This window comes from Vibrio sp. 10N.286.48.B8 (assembly GCF_003050085.1).
Taxonomy (GTDB): domain Bacteria; phylum Pseudomonadota; class Gammaproteobacteria; order Enterobacterales; family Vibrionaceae; genus Vibrio; species Vibrio crassostreae.
In genome coordinates, this window is record NZ_PIGD01000013.1 from 25,798 (window position 1) to 47,023 (window position 21,226).

Annotated in this window: 20 protein-coding genes; 8 read left to right on the forward strand and 12 right to left on the reverse strand. The window is 43.8% G+C overall.

The window, feature by feature from the left end:
- Window positions 1-51: 51 nt before the first annotated feature.
- The gene (locus tag CWO08_RS15400; RefSeq protein ID WP_108020730.1) at window positions 52-525 is read right to left on the reverse strand and encodes a GreA/GreB family elongation factor; all 474 of its coding nucleotides are present in this window, start codon (window positions 523-525) and stop codon (window positions 52-54) included.
- Between the two features lie 145 nt (window positions 526-670).
- Between CWO08_RS15400 and CWO08_RS15405 the strand changes: the two genes are divergently transcribed.
- Window positions 671-2,605: an ATP-dependent DNA helicase RecQ gene (locus tag CWO08_RS15405; RefSeq protein WP_108020731.1), complete on the forward strand. Its 1,935-nt coding sequence runs from the start codon at window positions 671-673 to the stop codon at window positions 2,603-2,605.
- A 112-nt stretch (window positions 2,606-2,717) separates the two neighbouring features.
- Here CWO08_RS15405 and dinB read toward each other — a convergent pair whose 3' ends face one another.
- Entirely contained in the window at window positions 2,718-3,794 is a 1,077-nt protein-coding gene (dinB, locus tag CWO08_RS15410) for a DNA polymerase IV (RefSeq protein ID WP_057623801.1), read from the reverse strand.
- 164 nt (window positions 3,795-3,958) lie between these two features.
- On the opposite strand from dinB, the gene CWO08_RS15415 reads away from it, so the two are divergent.
- Window positions 3,959-5,197, forward strand: a complete 1,239-nt coding sequence (locus CWO08_RS15415) for a response regulator (protein WP_048657907.1) — start codon at window positions 3,959-3,961, stop codon at window positions 5,195-5,197.
- A 135-nt stretch (window positions 5,198-5,332) separates the two neighbouring features.
- On the opposite strand, the gene nqrM is transcribed toward CWO08_RS15415, so the two are convergent.
- From nqrM to bolA, 9 genes are all read right to left on the reverse strand, one after another.
- Window positions 5,333-5,587, reverse strand: a complete 255-nt coding sequence (nqrM, locus tag CWO08_RS15420) for a (Na+)-NQR maturation NqrM (protein ID WP_009848378.1) — start codon at window positions 5,585-5,587, stop codon at window positions 5,333-5,335.
- Window positions 5,588-5,603: 16 nt separating this feature from the next.
- Window positions 5,604-6,608 (reverse strand): FAD:protein FMN transferase, encoded by a 1,005-nt coding sequence (locus CWO08_RS15425; protein WP_048657906.1) that lies wholly within the window; start codon window positions 6,606-6,608, stop codon window positions 5,604-5,606.
- A 174-nt stretch (window positions 6,609-6,782) separates the two neighbouring features.
- On the reverse strand, window positions 6,783-8,009 hold the full coding sequence (gene nqrF / locus CWO08_RS15430) for an NADH:ubiquinone reductase (Na(+)-transporting) subunit F (RefSeq protein WP_017631923.1): 1,227 nt from the start codon (window positions 8,007-8,009) through the stop codon (window positions 6,783-6,785).
- 29 nt (window positions 8,010-8,038) lie between these two features.
- Window positions 8,039-8,635 (reverse strand): NADH:ubiquinone reductase (Na(+)-transporting) subunit E, encoded by a 597-nt coding sequence (gene nqrE / locus CWO08_RS15435; RefSeq protein WP_009848375.1) that lies wholly within the window; start codon window positions 8,633-8,635, stop codon window positions 8,039-8,041.
- 7 nt (window positions 8,636-8,642) lie between these two features.
- A complete protein-coding gene (locus CWO08_RS15440; protein ID WP_008223083.1) occupies window positions 8,643-9,275 on the reverse strand; it encodes an NADH:ubiquinone reductase (Na(+)-transporting) subunit D in 633 nt (210 codons plus the stop codon).
- Window positions 9,275-10,042, reverse strand: a complete 768-nt coding sequence (locus tag CWO08_RS15445) for a Na(+)-translocating NADH-quinone reductase subunit C (protein ID WP_004735209.1) — start codon at window positions 10,040-10,042, stop codon at window positions 9,275-9,277. The genes CWO08_RS15440 and CWO08_RS15445 overlap by 1 nt, the downstream gene beginning before the upstream one ends.
- Window positions 10,032-11,276 carry an NADH:ubiquinone reductase (Na(+)-transporting) subunit B gene (locus CWO08_RS15450; RefSeq protein ID WP_017067139.1) on the reverse strand — a complete coding sequence of 415 codons (1,245 nt, stop codon included), beginning with the start codon at window positions 11,274-11,276 and terminating at the stop codon, window positions 10,032-10,034. Before CWO08_RS15450 ends, CWO08_RS15445 begins: the two co-directional genes overlap by 11 nt.
- A 5-nt stretch (window positions 11,277-11,281) precedes the next feature.
- Window positions 11,282-12,622, reverse strand: a complete 1,341-nt coding sequence (locus CWO08_RS15455; protein WP_048657905.1) for a Na(+)-translocating NADH-quinone reductase subunit A — start codon at window positions 12,620-12,622, stop codon at window positions 11,282-11,284.
- A 521-nt stretch (window positions 12,623-13,143) separates the two neighbouring features.
- A complete protein-coding gene (bolA, locus tag CWO08_RS15460; protein WP_017064186.1) occupies window positions 13,144-13,452 on the reverse strand; it encodes a transcriptional regulator BolA in 309 nt (102 codons plus the stop codon).
- Window positions 13,453-13,626: 174 nt separating this feature from the next.
- On the opposite strand from bolA, the gene CWO08_RS15465 reads away from it, so the two are divergent.
- The 4 genes from CWO08_RS15465 to CWO08_RS15480 all read left to right on the forward strand — a co-directional run bounded on the left by CWO08_RS15465 (window position 13,627) and on the right by CWO08_RS15480 (window position 17,374).
- Complete coding sequence (locus tag CWO08_RS15465) at window positions 13,627-14,778, forward strand: methyltransferase (protein ID WP_108020732.1); 1,152 nt, start codon at window positions 13,627-13,629, stop codon at window positions 14,776-14,778.
- A 66-nt stretch (window positions 14,779-14,844) separates the two neighbouring features.
- Window positions 14,845-15,414 carry a YajG family lipoprotein gene (locus CWO08_RS15470; RefSeq protein WP_048663688.1) on the forward strand — a complete coding sequence of 190 codons (570 nt, stop codon included), beginning with the start codon at window positions 14,845-14,847 and terminating at the stop codon, window positions 15,412-15,414.
- Window positions 15,414-15,962, forward strand: coding sequence for a peptidylprolyl isomerase (locus CWO08_RS15475; protein WP_102480753.1), 549 nt, complete (start codon window positions 15,414-15,416; stop codon window positions 15,960-15,962). The genes CWO08_RS15470 and CWO08_RS15475 overlap by 1 nt, the downstream gene beginning before the upstream one ends.
- 53 nt (window positions 15,963-16,015) lie before the next feature.
- Window positions 16,016-17,374, forward strand: a complete 1,359-nt coding sequence (locus tag CWO08_RS15480; protein ID WP_048657901.1) for an MFS transporter — start codon at window positions 16,016-16,018, stop codon at window positions 17,372-17,374.
- Window positions 17,375-17,452: 78 nt separating this feature from the next.
- On the opposite strand, the gene CWO08_RS15485 is transcribed toward CWO08_RS15480, so the two are convergent.
- Entirely contained in the window at window positions 17,453-18,799 is a 1,347-nt protein-coding gene (locus CWO08_RS15485; RefSeq protein ID WP_108020733.1) for a DUF4397 domain-containing protein, read from the reverse strand.
- Between the two features lie 587 nt (window positions 18,800-19,386).
- Here CWO08_RS15485 and CWO08_RS15490 point away from each other — a divergent pair.
- Both CWO08_RS15490 and panE read left to right on the forward strand, forming a co-directional pair.
- On the forward strand, window positions 19,387-20,214 hold the full coding sequence (locus CWO08_RS15490; RefSeq protein ID WP_108020734.1) for an outer membrane protein OmpK: 828 nt from the start codon (window positions 19,387-19,389) through the stop codon (window positions 20,212-20,214).
- Between the two features lie 110 nt (window positions 20,215-20,324).
- The gene (gene panE / locus CWO08_RS15495; RefSeq protein WP_108020735.1) at window positions 20,325-21,218 is read left to right on the forward strand and encodes a 2-dehydropantoate 2-reductase; all 894 of its coding nucleotides are present in this window, start codon (window positions 20,325-20,327) and stop codon (window positions 21,216-21,218) included.
- Window positions 21,219-21,226 lie beyond the last annotated feature (8 nt).

A 21,226-nucleotide genomic window follows, 5' to 3' on the forward strand; every position in this document is an offset into this window, starting at 1 on the left:
GGGTTTATGCTTCTTTGTCAGAGCAACGTCTTATATTCCTTAGCCAATTATTCAGCAAACCGATACCACTTCGTAGCAAAACTGTTTATCAGCAACTTTAAATTCAATTTCATCACCGACTTCTTTACCCATTAACGCCTGACCAAAAGGTGCATTTGCCGTCACGATAGCGACTTCATTATCATTCCACGTGACAGACAGCCCCCCAACTCTCGGCCCCATAAAGAAGTGTTTATATTTATCTCGCTCGTCAATGACCACAACATAGCTGCTCACCGTAATCTTCTCACTATCACGCAGCACTAAGTTACGATAACACTGAATGTCGTCCTCACACTCTTGCACCCTCACCGCTTGACCATGGGCAAGATATGAAGCTTCTAGCGCCAATGTATCGTACTTATGCTCAGGCACTGTCTCTTCATCTGTCGCAGCGTCAATCGCGCGTTGAGTGGCAGACTGTGCGATACGTAATCGGGATTCGAGTTGCTCTATAATTATTTGGCGAAGCTCAGACTTATTCATACTATTGGGGTGCTTTTCTATAGGAGCTACAGAATAGAATTAGGTACAATCAGGTGCAAGACATTTGATTCATCAAGCGACGCTATCATGAATAGGCGCCCGCTTTAGCATCAATACGACACTTAATAACTCAGGTAGAACATAAATGATTGAGCAGAAGCTAAAACAAGTATTCGGATTCGACTCACTGCGTAATGGGCAAAAGCAAGTCATTGATAATGTTCTATCTGGTCACTCAACTGCGGCCATATTCCCTACAGGCTCAGGTAAATCTCTGTGTTATCAATTACCAGCATTAGAATTGCCGCACTTAACCTTGGTGATATCACCGCTGTTAGCCTTGATGAAAGACCAACTCGCTTTCCTGCACAGTAAAGGCATTAGCGCGGCAGCAATCGAATCAAGCCAAGACAGACAAACCACACAACAGGTCATGCAGTCGGTACGTAACGGTGACACAAAAATCCTCATGATCTCCGTTGAACGCTTGAAGAACGAGCGCTTTCGTCAGTTTATCTCTCAAGTACCGATCTCACTGCTTGTGGTCGATGAAGCGCACTGTATTTCAGAATGGGGACACAACTTCAGACCCGATTACCTGAAGCTTCCTCAATACCAGAAACAGCTCAATATTCCTCAAGTGCTGCTACTGACAGCAACCGCGACGACATCTGTTATTCAAGATATGAAGTCGAAGTTTGAAATTGATGAGGAACGCGTTGTGGTTACGGGGTTCTATCGTCAAAACCTCGACCTGTCGATTCAACCTTGCGAACAAACCAGCAAGCTAGAAACCTTGTGTAACGTCGCTAACCAAGCTTCTCTCGCTCCGACTATTGTTTATGTCACCCTCCAACAAACAGCAGAGATGGTGGCTCAGCAACTTCGTAATGCTGGCGTTAATGCGGTGGCTTACCATGCGGGTCTTAAGCCTGAAAATAGAGATGCTATTCAACATCAATTCATGAACGATGACGTGAACTGTATCGTAGCAACCATTGCGTTTGGTATGGGCGTAGATAAGTCCAACATTCGCCGAGTGATTCACTTTGATTTACCAAAATCGATCGAGAACTACTCACAAGAGATCGGCAGAGCTGGCCGAGACGGACAAGCGTCTGAATGTATTCTACTCGCTAACAAACATGGTTTAAGCACACTCGAGAACTTCGTTTTTGGTGATACACCCGACAACATATCGATCCAAGCGGTATTAAAAGAGATCTACGAAAATCAAAACATTGGCGCTTCTGGCTCTAATCAATGGGAGATCATGCTTAACCAACTATCACGTGAATCCAACATTCGTCAGTTACCGCTAAAAACACTGCTGGTGTATCTCGAAATTGAAGGGGTGATTGAGCCAAAGTACAGCTACTTTGCGGATTACAAATTTAAGTTCATTCGCCCGCAACAGCAAATCACCGAACAGTTCCAAAGTGAACGCCGTCAATTTGTCGAAGCGATTTTCCAATGCTCTCCTCAGGCAAGAGTGTGGTGCCAAGTCGACTTCGATGCGCTTTGGACTCATTTCCAAGCTGATCGTCAGCGCGTGATTGCGGCTATCGACTACTTCAATGAACAAGGTTGGATTGAACTGGAAAGCAAACAGATCACGGATGTCTATGCGATCCACAATACCTCAGAAGATATGATGCAGCTGTCAGAGCGTCTAACTGAGTTGTTTAAGGCAAAAGAGAACAGTGAAATCAATCGTCTTAATCAGATGCTGAGCTTCTTTGAAGCCGACACCTGCCTAAGCTCGCGCCTTGCAAGTTACTTTGCCGATGATAAGGCGCCAGCAAACTGCGGTCATTGCTCTGTATGTCGAGGAGAAGTGGCAATCTTACCAACCGTTGATGTTGAACTTGTCGATGATGAGAGGGTGATGACATGGATACATGAGTTTGTTTCGGCTAGCCAACAACTGATTACCGACGAGGCAATTACTCGCTTCTTATGTGGAATCGCCACCCCACTTTCAACCAAACTCAAAGCCAGCAAAATGGTTGGCTACGGAAAGTTAGAGCAACAACCATTCAGTGATACCTTAACGCGAGTTAAACAGCTTCCTAGGTAAGCCAACTTCCATACTTAGGTAAAAACCGATTAGGCTGTGAAGTCTAGTCGGTATTCAAACACCAACAACACTTTCAACAATATTTCTAAGCCGAACCTCTCAGAGCCTTTCCCTAAAAGAAACTCAACTGACGCATTTGGTCTTTGGGTTGCAGCATTACGCTTAAACCAAGCAGGCGTATCTCTCGCCCCTGTTGTCTTTTCAGTATTTCACTTAGCAGTTCTTTGAAGTGTTCACGATCTAAAGAGGCGTGGATATGTTCAATCGTGGTTTGCTGAAAGTCGGCGAACTTGAGTTTGATTCCCTGCTTGATGATCGCTTTACTTGGGCTGGCTTTTTCTAAGCGAGTTTCGAGTTCAGGAAATAGCTTGTCTTCTATCACCTGCCAACATTCAGCGTAAGTTGAAATATTTTGAGTGAAGGTGCGCTCTACGCCTACCGATTTTCGCTCGCGCTCGATGATAACTTCTCGATCATCAATGCCATGACTGCGCTTCCAGAGTGATGCACCTTGACGGCCAAACTTGAGTAGGAGGTCTCGATAGTCAGACTCTTTAATATCCTTACAAGTAAAGAAACCTGCTTGATGCAGCTTTTCAATGCTCACCTTGCCGACACCGGGAATCTTTTCTAGTGGCAACTCATCAATCACTGATTGTACGTCTTGTGGAGGGATAACAAACTGACCATTGGGCTTATTCAGATCCGAGGCAACTTTGGCTAAGAACTTGATCGGGGCAATGCCAGCCGAAGCGGTCAGGTTGAGTTCATTCCAGATATCACGGCGAATCGACTCAGCAATAAGTGTTGCTGAACCATGACACTGCGTAGAATCGGTGACATCAAGAAACGCTTCATCTAAGGAAAGAGGCTCTATGACAGACGTGTATCGAGAGAAGATTTCACGGATCTTTTTAGATATCTCGACATAGACCGACATTCTTCCCGGCACAACCAATAGATTAGGACAAAGCTGTAGCGCTTTTCCGGTCGGCATTGCAGAGCGAACACCAAACTTGCGGGCTTCATAATTACATGTGCTCAAAACACCGCGTTGCTTCTCATGCCCACCAACAGCTAACGGGCGATTTCGGTAAGCAGGGTTATCACGCATTTCTACAGCCGCATAAAAACAATCCATATCGACATGAATTATTTTTCTTATTTTCTCTTCGCCTGCGCTACACATCTAGGAATGACTCGACCTTACAACTGTATCAATAAACAGTATAATCCAAATTTTATCAGATTTAAAACGATCTCGAGTCCAGCTAAAAAGGTTTCGCTTCAATAGTCATAAGCTCTTCTGATACTATTGTTAACGAGTATTTAGTCTATAAGTAGGGATCGCTTGTGAGTGAAAAAATACTAGTGGTGGAAGATAGCCGAGCATTCCGCAACTACCTGTACCAACAGCTTAAAAATAGCGGTTATGAGGTCGCACTTGCTGAATCTATTGCAGAAGCAAAAAACATCTTGGAACAAGAGACGGATTTCTTATGTGCCGTATTAGATTACTGCTTACCTGACGGGCAAGACGGTGAGATCATTGATCTCGTATTAGGCTATCAACAGAAAATAATTGTTCTTACCGGGATGTTCGACAATCAACTGCGAGAGCAAGTCCTAGCAAAAGGCGTTATTGACTACATACTTAAAGACAGTATGTCATCAGTAAGCTACCTACTCCCTCTGGTTCAAAGAATTTCGAATAATCGCCACCACAAAGCATTGGTTGTCGATGATTCAGCGGTTGTTCGCCGTTACATAGCTCAACTTCTAGAACACCAATATATCCAAACTATCCAAGCCGAAGACGGCGAACAAGCATTAAAGCTTCTTCATAACGATCCCGATATTACATTCGTTGTTACAGACCATGATATGCCGAACAAAGACGGTATAGCGATGATCCGTGAAATTCGACGCGATCACGATAGAAACCAGTTGGCTATTTTAGGGCTATCAGGTAGCGATGACCGCACCATGACAGCGCGATTCCTTAAAGCGGGTGCTAACGATTTCCTTTACAAGCCTTTTAACCAAGAAGAGTTTTTCTGCCGTATCCATCAACTGCTTGATATGAAAGAAGCGGCCAATGAGCTATTTCGACATGCCAACGAGGATGCTCTTACTGGCTTATGGAATCGTCGCTACCTGTTTAATCATCCTTGTAAGGGCTGCGATCAACGAAACATCGCTATGATGGATATCGACTTCTTTAAGAAAGTGAATGATACCTTTGGCCACGATGGTGGTGATGCCGTGCTGATCGATGTAGGGAAAATCATCAAAGATCATTTCAAAGACGATGTCGCTGTGCGCTTCGGTGGTGAAGAGTTTTGTATTCAGTCATGCGGTGCATTTGAGAGCTTTGTTGACAACTTAGAGTCCATGAGAGAAGCCATTGAAAGCCATGTTGTTGAGCATGACTCTCAAAGAATCAAGGTCAGTATTAGCATCGGCGTAACCGATTTAGACGCCAAGTTAGATGAGCAGATCAAAGCCGCTGATGAGCTTCTTTATACGGCAAAAGAGCAAGGTAGGAATCAGCTAGTGTTTGCGCGTAACAGCATGCAAATCGAACAATAGTCATTCGTTTTTGTTTCCATCGTTAATCTGCCAAGATAAATGACTAAGCCTCAAAACCAAAAAAGCTCAAGATGATAATCTTGAGCTTTTCAATTTAAGGGCATAGATAACTCTACCCCTTATGACTGTCACCCATTAAGCGATACGGTCTTTACTCCAAGCCGCTTCTTTTTGTTGGCGCTCAGCCAGCTTCTCTTCACGGTAAGCTTCACGTGCTTCACGCTTCTTACGCGCGTCGCAAGGTTCAGGGCAGTTACATACTTTATCAATACCAACAGCACCTAAGCCACCACAGCTACCTTTCACAACTTTCTTTTGGATAATGTAGCCAATTGACATCGCTGCGATTACTGCAAGAAAAACACCAAATGTAATCAGAAATGTATTCATAATTATCTCGCTTACCTTATTTACCTAAGTATGGCTTAAATGCTTCAGAAGCAATTTCTTTAAAGCCATCTGCTGTTTTTACCACCATGAACACTGGGATGTTATGCTGGTTTGCGACTTCCATTCCTTTTTCCTCACCTAAGACCATAAGGCCAGTAGATAAGCCGTCTGCAGTCATTGAAGACGGGTTTAAAACAGTCACAGAAACCACTTTATGATGAAGAGGCTTTCCTGTTTCTGGGTTGATGATGTGTGAGTAACGAACACCATCACGCTCAAAATAGTTGCGGTAGTCACCAGACGTTGCGATCGCCATATCACCAGGCTCGATGATCTCTTGGATGTTACGTTCGTCAATACTTGGCTTTTCGATGGCAATACGCCAGCCTACACTTTCACGGTTTAGGCCTTTCAAACGGATTTCACCGCCTACTTCTACCATGTAGTTGTGAATACCAATTGAATCAAGGTAATCGGCAACAACATCAACGCCCCAACCTTTTGCAATAGTTGACAGGTCGACATACAAATTAGGCAAGTCTTTAGTTAGCTTGTTGCCTTCAACGCTCAAGTGGTGAATACCAACCTTAGCTTTACGAGCAGCAAGTTCTTCATCTGATGGAACGACTTCCGGACGCGCTTCAGGACCAAAACCCCAAAGATTAACTAATGGGCCAACCGTAACATCCAACGCACCTTCAGTAAGACCGTTCAAACGAATGGCTTCTTTCACAACGATAGCAGTTTGTTCAGATACTTCGAATGCGTCCGCACCTTTGTGTTGATTGAAACGGCTCAGCTCTGAATCTTCACGGTAAGTCGACATTTGATCATTCACTTCTTCAAGTAGACGATCGATCTCAGTATGAACTTCATTAGATTCAGGAAATTCATCACCATTGATATATTTAATATTGTAACTGGTACCCATTGTTGGGCCACTTAAATGCACTTGCTCTCTTGCCTGATCACAGCCCGCAAGAAAAATCAAAGAAGTTAATGCAACAAGCCAAATTCTCACTTGCTTACTCCTGTCTAATGTTAAGGATTTATATAAGGAAAAATAAGAGTAAAAAATAGGTATTTTGAATGCCTTACTCTTTCTTATATAAGCCAGTATGTTGTCAAAAATAGTCTTAGAAAAACAAATGGCTGACTCGTGAGAGTCAGCCATAATATCAATCACTTAAATGGATTAACCACCGAAGTCATCTAGTAGGATGTTTTCATCTTCTACACCAAGATCTTTCAGCATGCCGATAACAGCCGCGTTCATCATTGGTGGACCACACATGTAGTACTCACAGTCTTCAGGAGCTTCGTGATCCTTCAGGTAGTTTTCGTACAATACGTTATGGATGAAACCTGTGTAACCGTCCCAGTTGTCCTCTGGTTGAGGATCAGACAGAGCACAGTGCCACACGAAGTTCTCGTTTGCAGCCGCTAGGCCATCGAAATCTTCAATGTAGAACATCTCACGCTTAGAACGTGCACCGTACCAGTAAGACATCTTACGAGTAGAGTTAAGACGCTTAAGTTGGTCGAAGATATGTGAACGCATTGGCGCCATACCTGCACCACCACCGATGAATACCATTTCATTGTCTGTGTCTTTAGCAAAGAACTCACCAAATGGACCAGAAATAGTACATTTGTCGCCTTCTTTAAGAGACCAGATGTATGAAGACATCACACCAGGAGCTACGTCAGGGTTGTTTGGCGGCGGAGTTGCGATACGCACGTTAAGCTTGATGATGCCTTTCTCTTCTGGGTATGAAGCCATAGAGTAAGCACGGATCGAGTGCTCTTTAACGATAGACTCGTAACGGAACAAGTTGAACTTATCCCAGTCACCACGGTATTCCTCAGGAATATCGTAATCTGCGTATTTCACGTGATGTGGTTCAGCTTCAATCTGAATGTAACCACCCGCGCGGAACGGAACTTCTTCACCTTCAGGGATCGCTAGAGCAAGTTCTTTGATGAAAGTAGCTTCGTTGTTATTCGAGATAACAGTACATTCCCACTTTTTAACACCAAAGATATCTTCGTCTAGTTCAATCTCCATGTCAGTTTTCATAGCAACTTGACATGCAAGACGTTCGCCTTCGCGAGCTTCACCTTTTGTGATGTGATCAAGTTCAGTTGGAAGGATGTCGCCACCACCAGACTTAACTTTTACACGACACTGACCACAAGAGCCACCGCCACCACAAGCAGAAGATACGAAGATACCAGCGCCAGCTAGGGCACCAAGTAGCTTGCTACCAGGTTGAGTAACGATCGCCTTTTCAGGGTCGCCGTTTACAGCAATAGTGATGTCACCTGATGGTACTAGCTTAGACTTAGCGAAAAGAATCACTAGTACTAGAGCCAATACAATAATGGTAAACATCGCTACGCCAAGAATAATGCTTTGCATTTGTTATTCCTTATTACTGGGTGCTTACCCTACAGTTGAACACCAGAGAAAGACATAAAGCCTAACGCCATCAGACCAACAGTAATGAACGTGATACCAAGGCCACGAAGACCTGGAGGTACGTCAGAGTACTTCATCTTCTCACGGATACCCGCAAGAGCAACGATAGCTAACATCCAACCCACACCAGAACCGAAGCCGTAAACAACAGATTCCGCAAAGTTGTAGTCACGAGTTACCATGAAAGATACACCACCAAAGATTGCACAGTTAACTGTGATCAGTGGAAGGAAGATACCTAGTGCGTTGTACAAAGGTGGGAAGAAACGGTCTAGAACCATCTCTAGGATTTGTACAAGTGCCGCGATAACACCGATGAATGCGATGAAGTTAAGGAAACTTAAATCGACACCTTCAACAAGCGCGTTTTCTTTCAGGATGTGTGTGTAAACAAGGTTGTTTACAGGAACAGCGATTGTAAGTACTACAACTACCGCAACACCAAGACCAAAAGAAGTTTTAACTTTCTTAGATACCGCAAGGAATGTACACATACCTAGGAAGAAAGAAAGCGCCATGTTTTCGATGAAAATCGATTTAACTAGCAGACTAATATAATGTTCCATGACTACCTTACCCCTTCGCTTCTACTTGTTCTGGTTTGAACACACGAATTGCCCAAATCAAGAAACCAATTAGGAAGAATGCAGAAGGTGCTAGAAGCATCAAGCCGTTTGGCTGATACCAACCACCGTTGCTCACTAGAGGTAGTACTTCCATACCAAATAGTTTGCCAGAGCCTAGAAGCTCACGGAAGAAACCAACAGTGATAAGAACGAAACCGTAACCAAGACCGTTACCAAGACCATCGATTAGAGATGGGATTGGCGCAGACTTCATTGCGAATGCTTCAGCACGACCCATTACAATACAGTTAGTAATGATTAGGCCTACGAATACAGATAGCTGCTTAGAGATATCGTATAGGTATGCTTTAAGCACTTGGTCTACCACGATTACTAATGATGCGATGATTGCCATCTGAACGATGATACGCACACTGTTAGGAATGTGGTTACGGATCAAAGAAACGAAGAAGTTAGACAGAGCAGTAACGAACATTACCGCGATAGTCATAACAAATGCTGTTTCTAGCTTAGTGGTTACCGCAAGAGCAGAACACACACCAAGAACCTGTAGCGCGATTGGGTTGTTGTCCAACACCGGCGCTAAGATGCTCTTTTTAATTTCTTTTGCACTAGACATTAGTTCAGACCTCCGTCACGAACTTTTGCTAGGAACGGACCAAAGCCCATATCACCTAACCAGAAGTCAAATGTATGTTGAACACCAACGCTAGTCAGTGTTGCACCAGAAAGGCCATCTACACCGTGCTCAGAACCTTGAGGAGCGCCACCTTTAACAACCTGAATAGCAGGTTTGTGGTTTTCGTCGAATAATTTCTTACCAACGAATTGAGCGCGCCAAGTTGGGTTCTCAACTTCACCACCAAGTCCAGGAGTTTCACCTTGCTCGTAGTAAGTGATACCAGAAACTGTGTTGCCATCAGTTTCTACCGCAACGAATGCGTACATCATTGACCATAGACCGTTACCGTGAACAGGGATGATAACTTTAGAAGTTTCAGCGCCATCTTTCACAAGGTATACAGTACCTGTGTTAGCACGACGAATGATCTTAGCGATGTCATCTTCAGCTGAAAGCTTAATTGACTGAGCTGGATCTTTTGCCGCTTTACGTTGGTCGTATGCAGCAGCGTCGCCGTCAACGAAATCACCAGTAGCGAAATCAACTAGACGAGGTTCAATGTTCTCTGCGTACAGTGCTGGAATGTTACCCGCAAGTTCAATGCCCGCAACTTCAAGGATCTTAGTTTGCTGATCCAGAACCGCGTTAGCTTGTTGCTTAGGTTTAAGAACAACTGCAGCTGTTGAAACGATGATTGAGCACACTAAGCTCAATGCGATAACAACAAACAGCGTCTTTTTAATGCTATCGTTATTACTTGCCATAGCGCGCTAGTCTCCGCTTAATGTTCTTCTCGATTACAACGTGGTCAAACAGAGGAGCAAATAGGTTTGCGAATAGAATCGCAAGCATCATGCCTTCTGGGTATGCAGGGTTAACTACACGGATCATTACACACATTGCGCCGATTAGGATGCCGTACCACCACTTACCTTTGTTGGTAAATGAAGCTGATACTGGGTCAGTCGCCATGAAGAACATACCGAACGCGAAGCCACCAAGAACTAGGTGCCAGTGCCAAGGCATGCTGAACATTGCGTTAGTATCAGAACCGATCACGTTAAACAGCGTAGACACTGCAATCATACCGATCATTACACCAGCAATGATACGCCATGAAGCGATACGCATGTATACGATCATCGCAGCACCGATCATAAGTGCTAGAGTCGATACTTCACCGATAGAACCTGGGATGTTACCAATGAATGCGTCCATCCAAGTGATTGCTTCACCAGATGTTACGTTCATTAGTGCGCTACCGCCGCCTTGAGCCCATTGGCTAAGAGCAGTTGCACCAGAGAAACCGTCTGCAGCAGTCCAAACTACGTCACCTGAAATCTGTGCAGGGTATGCAAAGAATAGGAACGCACGGCCAGCAAGTGCAGGGTTCAGGAAGTTACGACCCGTACCACCGAAGATCTCTTTAGCGACTACAACACCGAAGGTAATACCTAGTGCTGCTTGCCATAGAGGAAGTGTTGGCGGAACGATAAGCGCAAATAAGATAGAAGTAACAAAGAAGCCTTCGTTTACTTCGTGCTTACGCACCATACAGAACAGAACTTCCCAGAAACCACCAACGATGAATACCGTTGCGTAGATAGGTAGGAAGTATGTCGCACCAAGTAGCATCTTGCTGCCAACACCTGCATCGGCTCCTAAGGAGGCGCCAAGCATTTCGGTTAGCCAGTAGTGCCAGTTACCACTGATAACAGATGCTAGTTCAGCGCCTGCGTACATATGGTTAAGTGCTGCGATAGCTTGGCCACCCGCGTTGTACATACCCCAGAACATTGCTGGGAATACCGCGAACCAAACCATGATCATGATACGTTTTAAATCAACGCTATCACGAACGTGCGAGCTTTTCTTTGTAATAAGACCTGGCGTGTAGAACACTGTCGCTGCTGCTTCGTAAAGCGCAAACCACTTCTCGTGTTTACCACCTGGCTCAAAATGATGCTCGATGTCTTCAAGAAACTTTTTAAGGCCCATGAAAATTACCCTTCCTTCTCAATCGTATCTAGGCATTCACGAAGTAGTTGACCGTACTCGTACTTACCTGGACATACAAAGGTACACAATGCTACATCTTCTTCGTCTAGCTCTAGCGCACCAAGTGCTTGAGCACTATCAATGTCGCCTGCACATAGATCACGAAGCAGCAATGTAGGTTCCATATCTAGAGGCATTACGCGCTCGTAGTTACCAATTGGAACCATTGAGCGGTCACTACCGTTTGTCGTCGTTGTCATGTTGAACAACTGACCTTTAAACAGGTGACCAAGGAATGAACGAGTAACAGAGAACTTGTTCTTACCAGGCATAGCCCAGCCGAATAGCTCTTTATCACGACCTTCACGTAGAACAGAAACTTGCTGATGGTAACGACCAAGGAAAGCATGTGGACCTGTTGCTTCAGTACCCGTAAGTACAGAACCAGAAATCACACGAACTTCGCCTGGCATTAACTCGCTGTCTGTCAACTCTTCAAGGCTAGCACCAATTTGAGTACGAACTAGACGTGGGTTGTTAACCACTGGACCAGCCAGAGAAACAACACGCTCAGAGTAAATCTCACCAGTAAGGAAAAGCTTACCGAATGCGATAACATCTTGGTAGTTAATGCTCCACGCTACATTTTGTGCATTTACCGGATATAGGTAATGCATATGCGTGCCTGCAAGACCTGCAGGGTGTGGGCCATCAAAAACATGTTCTTCAACGTTAGACTGAGCTGAACGAGGTAAGCTAGTACCTTTTTTACAAACGTACACTTTACCGTTAGTCAGAGTTGAAAGAAGATCTAAACCAGCAACGAAAGCATCAGACTGCTCGTTAATGATTAATTCTGGCTCAGCTGCTAGTGGATTAGTATCCATAGCAGTAACGAAAATAGCCTGAGTTTCAGAATCAACTGCTGGAACCTTGCTGAACGGACGAGTTCGCAAAGCGGTCCATGCGCCAGACTCAACTAACTGAGCTTTAACCGTTTCACGGTCAAGACTTGTTAGTTGGTTAGCTTCATAGCTATTGAACGTGATTTGCTCATTACCTGCTACTTCAATCACTACTGATTGAAGAACACGCTTAGCACCACGGTTCACTTCAATAACTTTACCGCTTGCTGGAGAAGTAAATACAACACCTGGGTTCTTTTTATCTGCAAAAAGAACTTGGCCTTTCTTCACTTCATCACCAACGCGAGCATGCATCGTAGGACGCATACCAACGTACTCTTCGCCAAGCAAGGCGACTTTAGTGATGGACTTACCATCATTAATCACCTGGGATGGAGTTCCTGCGATAGGAAGATCCAAACCCTTCTTTATTGTAATCATACGCACTTGCACTACTTTATCGGGAAAAAGATTCTTTTAATTGCGTAAATTCGGGACGTTTTAAAATCGCCCTTAGACACGACATTACAGTGTCCGGTTTCGGTAGATTTGAAATACCAAAATCGCAACATTATCTTAATAAATTCATCACACTAATTATGTGAGATTTATCAGGTGCCGTATTCTAGCATTTTTTGACAACTTGATGCCATGACCAATAACTTGAATACGGCCTTTATTTGGTGAGATTTGAAGCATATGGACTCTCAAATATGTATAAATTTGACGAGCCGCACAGATAAATTGGCTTTTGAATCGTGTTTTAAACAAGAGATTAATACTCTGTCACAAACTAATATTTTACGAGTTATGTTGAAACACTGTTAATAAAAACATTACTCATTGTAGGTATTTTCAGCCGTTCGATTTACCATCAGTTTGAGTGATATAACAACGAAAAACAGATGAATTTGACGACAAAAAAGGCGGCATCGCCACCTCTTCTGTATTCGTAAGCTTTCTTACTTACCGCCGCCCATACACATCGGGCTATCTGGCACGTTATCTAGCTGCTTCATCCATTCATCTTTTGTATAAGTGTGAATGGACAATGCATGAATATTGTTCGCCAGCTCTTCTGAAAGGGCTTTATTTACCGCTCGATGACGAGCAATAAGACGCAAACCTTCAAACACATCGCTGACAACAATCACTTTGAAATGACTCTCAGAACCAGCCGGAACATTGTGCATATAGCTCTCATTGACCACGTTTAAATGACTTGGTGAAAACTCATTGTGCAATTTTGTTTCGATAACTTCTTGGATCATTGTGATTCCTTAATAACGTATTGGCATTATCCGTGGGGTGAGTATAAACCCTAACAGGTCGAGTGTCTGAGTATTTCATAGCAAATGGCATAGGTTTGGTTGAGTTTTTTCTATCTTGTTCAGGCTGCATTTGAGACAATATCTTTGTTATTTCTTACATAAGTATCTCAAGCAATGAAAACCGAATTTACCCTTCACGACAGAACTTTGACCTTACATCGTTTCCCTAAACGTTCAAATGAAACCCTTCAAGCTTGGGATGCGGGCGACGAATACCTGATCAGTCATGTTGAAGAGATGAACCTTGAACCTGGTAAACACATCCTGATCATGAACGACAGCTTCGGTGCTCTATCGACTTGGTTCTCGAAAGACCATGATGTCACTATGATGAGCGACTCATTTATCTCTCACCGTGGTGCTCTGAAAAACTTACAGCGTAATCAAAGTAACCGAGTGAACTTCTTGAACACAATGGATGATATCCCACACGGTATCGATCTTGTGATCATGCAGCTGCCGAAAACAAATCGTCACCTAATCTGGCAATTGAGTCAGCTACGCCAAGCTTTGCCTGAAGGCTGCCAAGTGATCGGTGTCAACAAGGTAAAAGAGATTCACACTTCTACGCTTAACCTGTTCGAGAAGTACCTAGGCGAAACCAAAACATCACTAGCGAAGAAAAAACACCGCTTAGTATTCTCGTCTCCAAACTGCCAGCCAATTCAAACGGTAGAGCCTTTTGTTGAATGGGATGTGGACGGTGAAGATATCCGCCTGAAAAATTTACCAAATGTTTACTCAGGGGAAGCACTCGATCAAGGCGCTCGCTATATGCTAGAGCACATCCCTCAAGATCCTGAGCTGCGTCATATCATCGACCTAGGCTGTGGCAACGGTGTATTGAGTGTAAAAGCTGGGCAATTGAACCCACAAGCTCGTATCACTTGTGTGGATGAAAGCTTTATGGCAGTGGAATCAGCACGCCAAAACGTCAAGGATAACCTTGGTGAAGAAGGCAACTTCCAGTTCATCGCCAACAACTGTTTAGATGGCTTCAAGAAAAACAGCACCTACTTAGTGATGTGTAATCCTCCATTCCATCAGCAACAAGCGATTACGGATCACATTGCGTGGCAAATGTTCTGTGATGCAAAGCATGTTCTAAGCAATGGAGGCAAATTAATTGTTATTGGCAACCGACACCTCGGATACGATGTCAAACTAGCAAGACTATTTGGTGAAGCTAACGTTGAAACGCTTGAACTAAACCAAAAATTTGAGATATTACAAGCAACAAGAGAACCTGCGAATTTTAATAAATAAGCAGAAACGACTTCACAAGAATTTAAGATACCGAGCTTCTGGTGTGAATTTAGAAAGGATAAAGGAATGAAAAAACTGATTTTGGCTGCTTCTATTATGGCTTTGACAGCATGTTCAGCCCCTCAGCAAGAACAGATCAATGTAATGCCAGAAGCTTCACTAAGCTCAAGCAACCTTGTACAAGGTAAAACATACACACTAACCAGTAAAGATGTTCGTGCCGCTCAATATGTTGCATTGGTTGATAGTGGCCGTTCAAACATTCAGCCAATTCATGCTAAGCAAAACATGCGTATTTCTCTAGAAAACGCTGTGGCTCAACAGTTAGAGTCTCAAGGTTTTCGTGCAAGCGTAAACAGTGAAAACTCAATTGTTTTAGAAATTCAAGAAGCACTCGTTACCGTAGAACACACCATTATGGAAAACAAAATGGACGGTAAAGTAACGCTTGAAGTTACCGCTGAAACACCGGAAGGTAAGCTCGTTAAAACATTCAACGGTACTGCTACTCGCACAGGTGCATTAAGCGCTTCAAACGATGATATCGCGATGGTGCTTAACGATGTAATCAACTTGGTATTGAAAGAGATTGCCAATGACCAAGAGCTACAAACTTACATGAAGGAACGTTTCTAATGGGTCGCATTCTATCTTTTATTGCATTAATGCTAGTGAGCGTGAGCGTTTGGGCTGGTCCTAAAGTGAACGTAGAAACAACATTAGGCGACTTCACTATCGAGCTTAACCAAGAGCAAGCACCAGTTAGTGCTGAGAACTTTTTAAAGTACGTTGCTGACGGCAGCTACGAAGGTACTATCTTCCACCGTGTTATTCCTGGCTTTATGGCGCAAGGTGGCGGCTTCGATCAAGAGATGAATCAACAAGCGACTTATGCTCCTATCAAAAATGAAGGCAGCAACGGCCTAAAGAATGATACAGCAACGATCGCTATGGCTCGCACTAATGCGCCAGATTCTGCAACTCGCCAGTTCTTCATTAACTTCTCTGATAATGATTTTTTGAACGCAAAAGGTGGTAACCCAGGTTACGCAGTATTCGGCAAAGTAACTGAAGGTTTTGATGTTGTACAAAAGATGGCAACAATTCCAACTAAACGAATGGGCCGCATGTCAGACATTCCAGTCGACCCAATCGTCATCACTAAAGTGACCCTTCTTAAGTAATCCAATGCAACGCCCTTATTTCTTAAGGGCGTTTTTCTATACAAGGACGCCCTATGTCATCAGGCACTCCCTCTCTTTCTTGGATGCAGACTTTTCGCAGCTACCTAGATAAACGCCTACTTTGGGTGTTTATGCTCGGCTGTTCGAGCGGCTTCCCATGGGTTCTAATTGGATCCAACATGTCTGGTTGGTTAAAAGATGCAGGTTTAACACGAGCAGCCATTGGCTACTTTGGTAGTGTGTTTGCCGTCTATGCGATTAACTTTCTATGGGCACCATTGGTAGACCGAGTAAAACTGCCGGTGCTTCACGCAATACTCGGCCAGCGCCGCAGTTGGATCTTTTTCTGCCAAACCATTGTTTTGATTGGCACCTTATTCATCGCAGGCGTCAATCCCGCAGAAAATTTGGCGTTTACCTCAATGTTGGCGCTCGCTATTGCTATTGCCTCAGCCACGCAAGATATCGCGATTGATGCATTTCGTATTGATACCTTCCCAAAATCCGAAGCATCAAAACTGCCGCAAGCTTCTGCAATGGCCGTAATTGGTTGGTGGACAGGGTATTCTCTACCAGGCTACCTTGCCTTTATTAATGCAGACTCAATCGGTTGGAATGGCGTGTATTACGGCATGGCAGGTGTCGTTGTTGTATTAATGCTGTTTACTCTTTTTGTCGGAGAGCCAAACACACAACGTGAAGCCCTACAAGAGCAAGCACAGCAGCGCCACAATAAAGTGGTCGGCTCAAAGCTTGTCGCTTGGTTCAGTGTAACGGTAATTGAACCGTTTTATGACTTCTTCAAAAGAAACGGCGTTCAAGTTGCCATTACTCTATTGCTGTTTGTGTTCCTATTTAAGATAGGTGAAGCCTTCTTAGGTCGCATGTCGATCACCTTCTATAAAGAGATAGGTTTCAGTAACGAACAGATCGGTCACTACTCCAAGTTAATTGGCTGGGGAGCAACCATATTCTTCACTTTGGTAGGCAGTGTCTTCAATGTGAAATTCGGTATTGTACGCGGACTGATGATTGGCGGTGTGGCAATGGCGGCCAGTAATCTAATGTTCGCTTGGATAGCTCAAACAGGCCCTAGTGAAACCTTGTTCTTGGCAACCATCATTGTCGATAACTTCACGACCGCCTTTTCGACAGTAGCCTTTGTCTCTTTCTTAACGTTATTAACAGGCCAAGCGTTTTCGGCAACACAATACGCCTTACTCGCATCCTTAGGTAACTTCGGTCGCACCACACTAGCTTCCTTCAGCGGTGAGTTGGTTGATTACCTCAATGACTGGTCAACCTTCTTTATACTTACTGCTCTCATGGTGATACCAAGTTTGATCATGCTCTATTCGTTGCGCCACTTTTTCACAGATTTACTAGAAAAAGCTAAAACCAACCACGAATAAGAGAAAAAGAAGACAGAATAGAAAGAGGGTAGCTTCACGCTACCCTCTTTTACTTTGTCACTACTGATTTAGTAAACGCTAGTCTGTTGTATCACTCACAATAAGGTTGAAGCCTGTGCCAGCCGAATCGTCGATCGCCACAACTTGATACACCACGCCATCAGCCAAGGTCGCCTGTGCTGAATTAACAGCGATTGTTGATGGGTCACCTGCAACGGTAATCGTTACATAATAAGTTCCCGCTGCAACATAAATGCCATTCGCATAATCTTTGAATTTCACATCACTTAGCGCCGGAGTGCTACCAGCAATACCCGTGTTCTCGGTCAAGTAAATATCTACCGAAGCTGCAATTGGGTTAGCAGCGGCGTGGGTAATGTTTAACACCGCACTGGTCGCAACCGGACGACGGTTTTCAGGAACAACCAAAGGTTCCAAATTCAGTGGACTTACTGTCCCTACCGCATAGACGCTGTAATCCATGCCAGCAAATACAGCTAATCCATCAACATCAATAAATGTCGGAGACGTCGTTCCCGTTTCGTATATATCAATATCATAACTGCCTGCTGCTAAATCTAAGAAACCGCGAATTTCTTTAAACATTAAACCATCAAGAGGAGCAAACTTAGCAGAATTAACAAATACATCTACAGCTGGTGCGCCATCGACCAAATGCCCGACTCTCACTTCGGCAGTTTCTGACATGTCGTATATTAAAGAGGAACCGCTACCATCCATCACCATCAACTTAACTGGAGATGCACTGTTTGAGTCAGCTCTTGGCACAGCTGCAATCGTTAGCTCGCTACCGCCAGACAGAGTGATCTCTCCTGAATCAAACGCGATAGCACTACCAGTGACTGTTTCAAGTCTCACGCGATATTGACCAGCAGGAATATTGAGCACATCGGTAAAATCTTTATAAGCCAACGTCCCCAACGGTGCACCCAATGGATCGCTAGGACCTGTGACATACAAGTTTACATCGCCGACACCTGTCGCCGCATGGACTACTTGCACATCTAAACTTGAACTTGTTGCCGTGCCCGCAGCAGGACGAGTAACAACTAAAGCCTCAACCGGGTTATTAGAACCATCAGCATCGCCGACCACCATCACGGTGTAATCTAGGTCTTTGCTCAGGTTAAATTGGCTTTGAGGTATGACGGTTGCGACGGCCTCTCCAGGAAGCTGAACGTCAACTTGCACTGAAGTCTGCCCTTCTGACACTGACGCGTACCCAGACGCTTGAGCATAATCGACGCCAGTCCAACGAGCTTGACTGTTGACGATAACATTAGCCAAAGGTGCATCGGGTGATGCGTGAACGGCTTGAAGTTGTGTAGTAGGTTCATCGTCATCGTCACACCCAACAATGAACAGCGCTGATATTGCTACCGCTAGTAATGGTGAATATTTCATCGGTCTTCTCTCCAAAAAGTTAGACCAGTTCGTCACACAAAAGATAAGCTCAGTAAAAAATCTTTAAATACTCTCTCAGTATTTAGTGCAGTGAACTGTCTCAATAATATCTGTGATGGGAAAAGTAATAAGGCTGACATTCCAAATTACTCATCACATGAGTTGTTCATCAATTGATTCCCCCACCATTACGGAGCTGGTTAAAAATAGATCAAAGAGTGGATCTAACTGAGGAGAGATTTAGTCGTTTTCTGGGGGTAAATTACATAGAAAAGAATACTGTTGATTTTGATATGCATGTCACTCTAATTAGTAGAATCGTTTGCTTAGCGTAGTATTTCACCTATTTATCCACAAAATAATCAAATTTCACAAAATCAATAGAATTAGAGGTGCATCTAGATGCATTGCCACTTTAAAGTTCCATCATTTAGATCGTTAGTGTGATCAACCTCACCTTAATAATTGTAGTTTTCACTCTGTCTCACTTTTATTTGAGAACAAAATCGCTATTATGCTCGGCATTCGGACATCATAAACACGCACGGATTAGCGGGTTACTTATTTCAAACATAGAGAGTTCCATTATGCGTAAATCACTTTTAACTCTTGGCCTACTTGCAGCAACTTCTGCTCCTGTAATGGCAGCGGATTATTCTGACGGCGACATCCATAAGAACGATTACAAATGGATGCAATTCAACCTTATGGGTGCATTTGATGAGCTTCCAGGTGAATCATCACATGATTACCTAGAGATGGAATTTGGCGGTCGTTCAGGAATCTTCGACCTATATGGCTATGTTGATGTATTTAACCTACTTTCGGATCCAGGTAGCGATAAAGCAGACAGCCAAGCAAAAATGTTCATGAAGTTTGCTCCACGTATGTCTCTTGACGGACTAACAGGTAAAGACCTTTCATTTGGTCCAGTACAAGAGCTTTACGTTGCATCTGAAATCACGTGGGATGGAGTGAATACAATTGCACCGGACGCAAATGGTGACAATGGTACTTTTGGTGTTAACCAACAAAAAATCGGTCTAGGTTCTGACGTAATGGTTCCTTGGTTAGGCAAAATTGGCTTAAACCTTTACGGTACATACGATTCAAACATTAAAGACTGGAACGGTTTCCAAATCTCGACTAACTGGTTCAAACCATTCTACTTCTTTGAGAACGGTTCATTCATCTCTTACCAAGGTTACATTGATTGGCAATTTGCGATGGAAGACGAGTACAGCGCAGAAAGCAGCGGCGGCGCAATGTTTAACGGTATCTACTGGCACTCAGACCGTTATGCTGTAGGTTACGGTCTTAAAGCTTACGAAACTATTTACGGTCTAGAAGACGGTGGATTCGCAGGTAAAACTTCAGGTGTGAGCCACTACCTAGCAGTAACTTACAAGTTCTAATCAAACTTCTAAGAAAATTTCCAAAATGGCACCCTCGGGTGCCATTTTTTATTGCTTTCATTTAATGCCTCGCTATCCTTGCAGCATCACTTTCTTATCTTGGTATTGCTGTGAACATCACGATTGTTGGACCTGGAGCAATTGGCTCTTTATGGGCAATAAAACTACTTCAAGCTGGTCATAATGTCTCTTTGTGGAGCCGCTCCCCTGAAACCTCAATTGACCTATCACTTGATGAGCAAACTTCACTTCACTTCAGTAACAACAATATCGAAAAGCTATCAGCGAGTGACTTAGTGATTTTCACGGTCAAGGCTTGGCAAGTAAAAGAAGCCACCACTCCGTTACTTCAATATCTCGACCCTGATACCATTCTTATGTTCATGCACAACGGAATGGGAGCAGTAGATGAGATAGCCACTCAGATTGATGCTCACCCGATAGTATTGGCAACCACCACCCAAGCAGCATTCAAACCTGATCGTAATAGTGTATCTCACACTGGACTTGGCCAAACTCAACTGGGTGCTTTTAACCTCAATGGGCAACAGTGCACTTTTTTAGTTGATGTATTGGATAATGCTCTCCCGGCTGTGAGTTGGAACCCACAAATAAAAATCGCGCTTTGGACTAAACTCGCCATCAACTGTGCTATCAACCCACTGACTGGGTTAGAGCAAGTCAAGAATGGCGAACTTGCAGAGCAAAAGTTTGGAGATACTTTAAGCTCTATCGTTGAAGAGCTCACAAAAGTTATTCAGGCAGAAGGTATTGATTGTTCGATCGAAGAGTTAGAAGCGAGCGTCAAACAGGTAATCCAAGCCACAGCCCAGAACAACTCATCCATGAAGCAGGATATGTTTTACCAACGCAAGACAGAGATCGACTTCATTACCGGACACCTAATAAAAAACGCGCGTAAGCATCAGATAGAAGTTCCGGTTAACCAAAAGCTCTTCGATCAGGTTAAAGAACGAGAAAATAGCTGGAATCATCAAGATTAGTCAGCAAC

Excerpts from the sequence above, each read along its gene's own strand:
- CWO08_RS15400 (WP_108020730.1), bottom strand. The coding sequence starts at position 525 with ATGAATAAGTCTGAGCTTCGCCAAATAATTATAGAGCAACTCGAATCC.
- CWO08_RS15405 (WP_108020731.1), top strand. The coding sequence starts at position 671 with ATGATTGAGCAGAAGCTAAAACAAGTATTCGGATTCGACTCACTGCGT.
- dinB (WP_057623801.1), bottom strand. The coding sequence starts at position 3,794 with ATGTGTAGCGCAGGCGAAGAGAAAATAAGAAAAATAATTCATGTCGAT.
- nqrM (WP_009848378.1), bottom strand. The coding sequence starts at position 5,587 with ATGAATACATTTCTGATTACATTTGGTGTTTTTCTTGCAGTAATCGCA.
- nqrF (WP_017631923.1), bottom strand. The coding sequence starts at position 8,009 with ATGCAAAGCATTATTCTTGGCGTAGCGATGTTTACCATTATTGTATTG.
- nqrE (WP_009848375.1), bottom strand. The coding sequence starts at position 8,635 with ATGGAACATTATATTAGTCTGCTAGTTAAATCGATTTTCATCGAAAAC.
- CWO08_RS15440 (WP_008223083.1), bottom strand. The coding sequence starts at position 9,275 with ATGTCTAGTGCAAAAGAAATTAAAAAGAGCATCTTAGCGCCGGTGTTG.
- CWO08_RS15445 (WP_004735209.1), bottom strand. The coding sequence starts at position 10,042 with ATGGCAAGTAATAACGATAGCATTAAAAAGACGCTGTTTGTTGTTATC.
- CWO08_RS15450 (WP_017067139.1), bottom strand. The coding sequence starts at position 11,276 with ATGGGCCTTAAAAAGTTTCTTGAAGACATCGAGCATCATTTTGAGCCA.
- CWO08_RS15455 (WP_048657905.1), bottom strand. The coding sequence starts at position 12,622 with ATGATTACAATAAAGAAGGGTTTGGATCTTCCTATCGCAGGAACTCCA.
- bolA (WP_017064186.1), bottom strand. The coding sequence starts at position 13,452 with ATGATCCAAGAAGTTATCGAAACAAAATTGCACAATGAGTTTTCACCA.
- CWO08_RS15465 (WP_108020732.1), top strand. The coding sequence starts at position 13,627 with ATGAAAACCGAATTTACCCTTCACGACAGAACTTTGACCTTACATCGT.
- CWO08_RS15470 (WP_048663688.1), top strand. The coding sequence starts at position 14,845 with ATGAAAAAACTGATTTTGGCTGCTTCTATTATGGCTTTGACAGCATGT.
- CWO08_RS15475 (WP_102480753.1), top strand. The coding sequence starts at position 15,414 with ATGGGTCGCATTCTATCTTTTATTGCATTAATGCTAGTGAGCGTGAGC.
- CWO08_RS15480 (WP_048657901.1), top strand. The coding sequence starts at position 16,016 with ATGTCATCAGGCACTCCCTCTCTTTCTTGGATGCAGACTTTTCGCAGC.
- CWO08_RS15485 (WP_108020733.1), bottom strand. The coding sequence starts at position 18,799 with ATGAAATATTCACCATTACTAGCGGTAGCAATATCAGCGCTGTTCATT.
- CWO08_RS15490 (WP_108020734.1), top strand. The coding sequence starts at position 19,387 with ATGCGTAAATCACTTTTAACTCTTGGCCTACTTGCAGCAACTTCTGCT.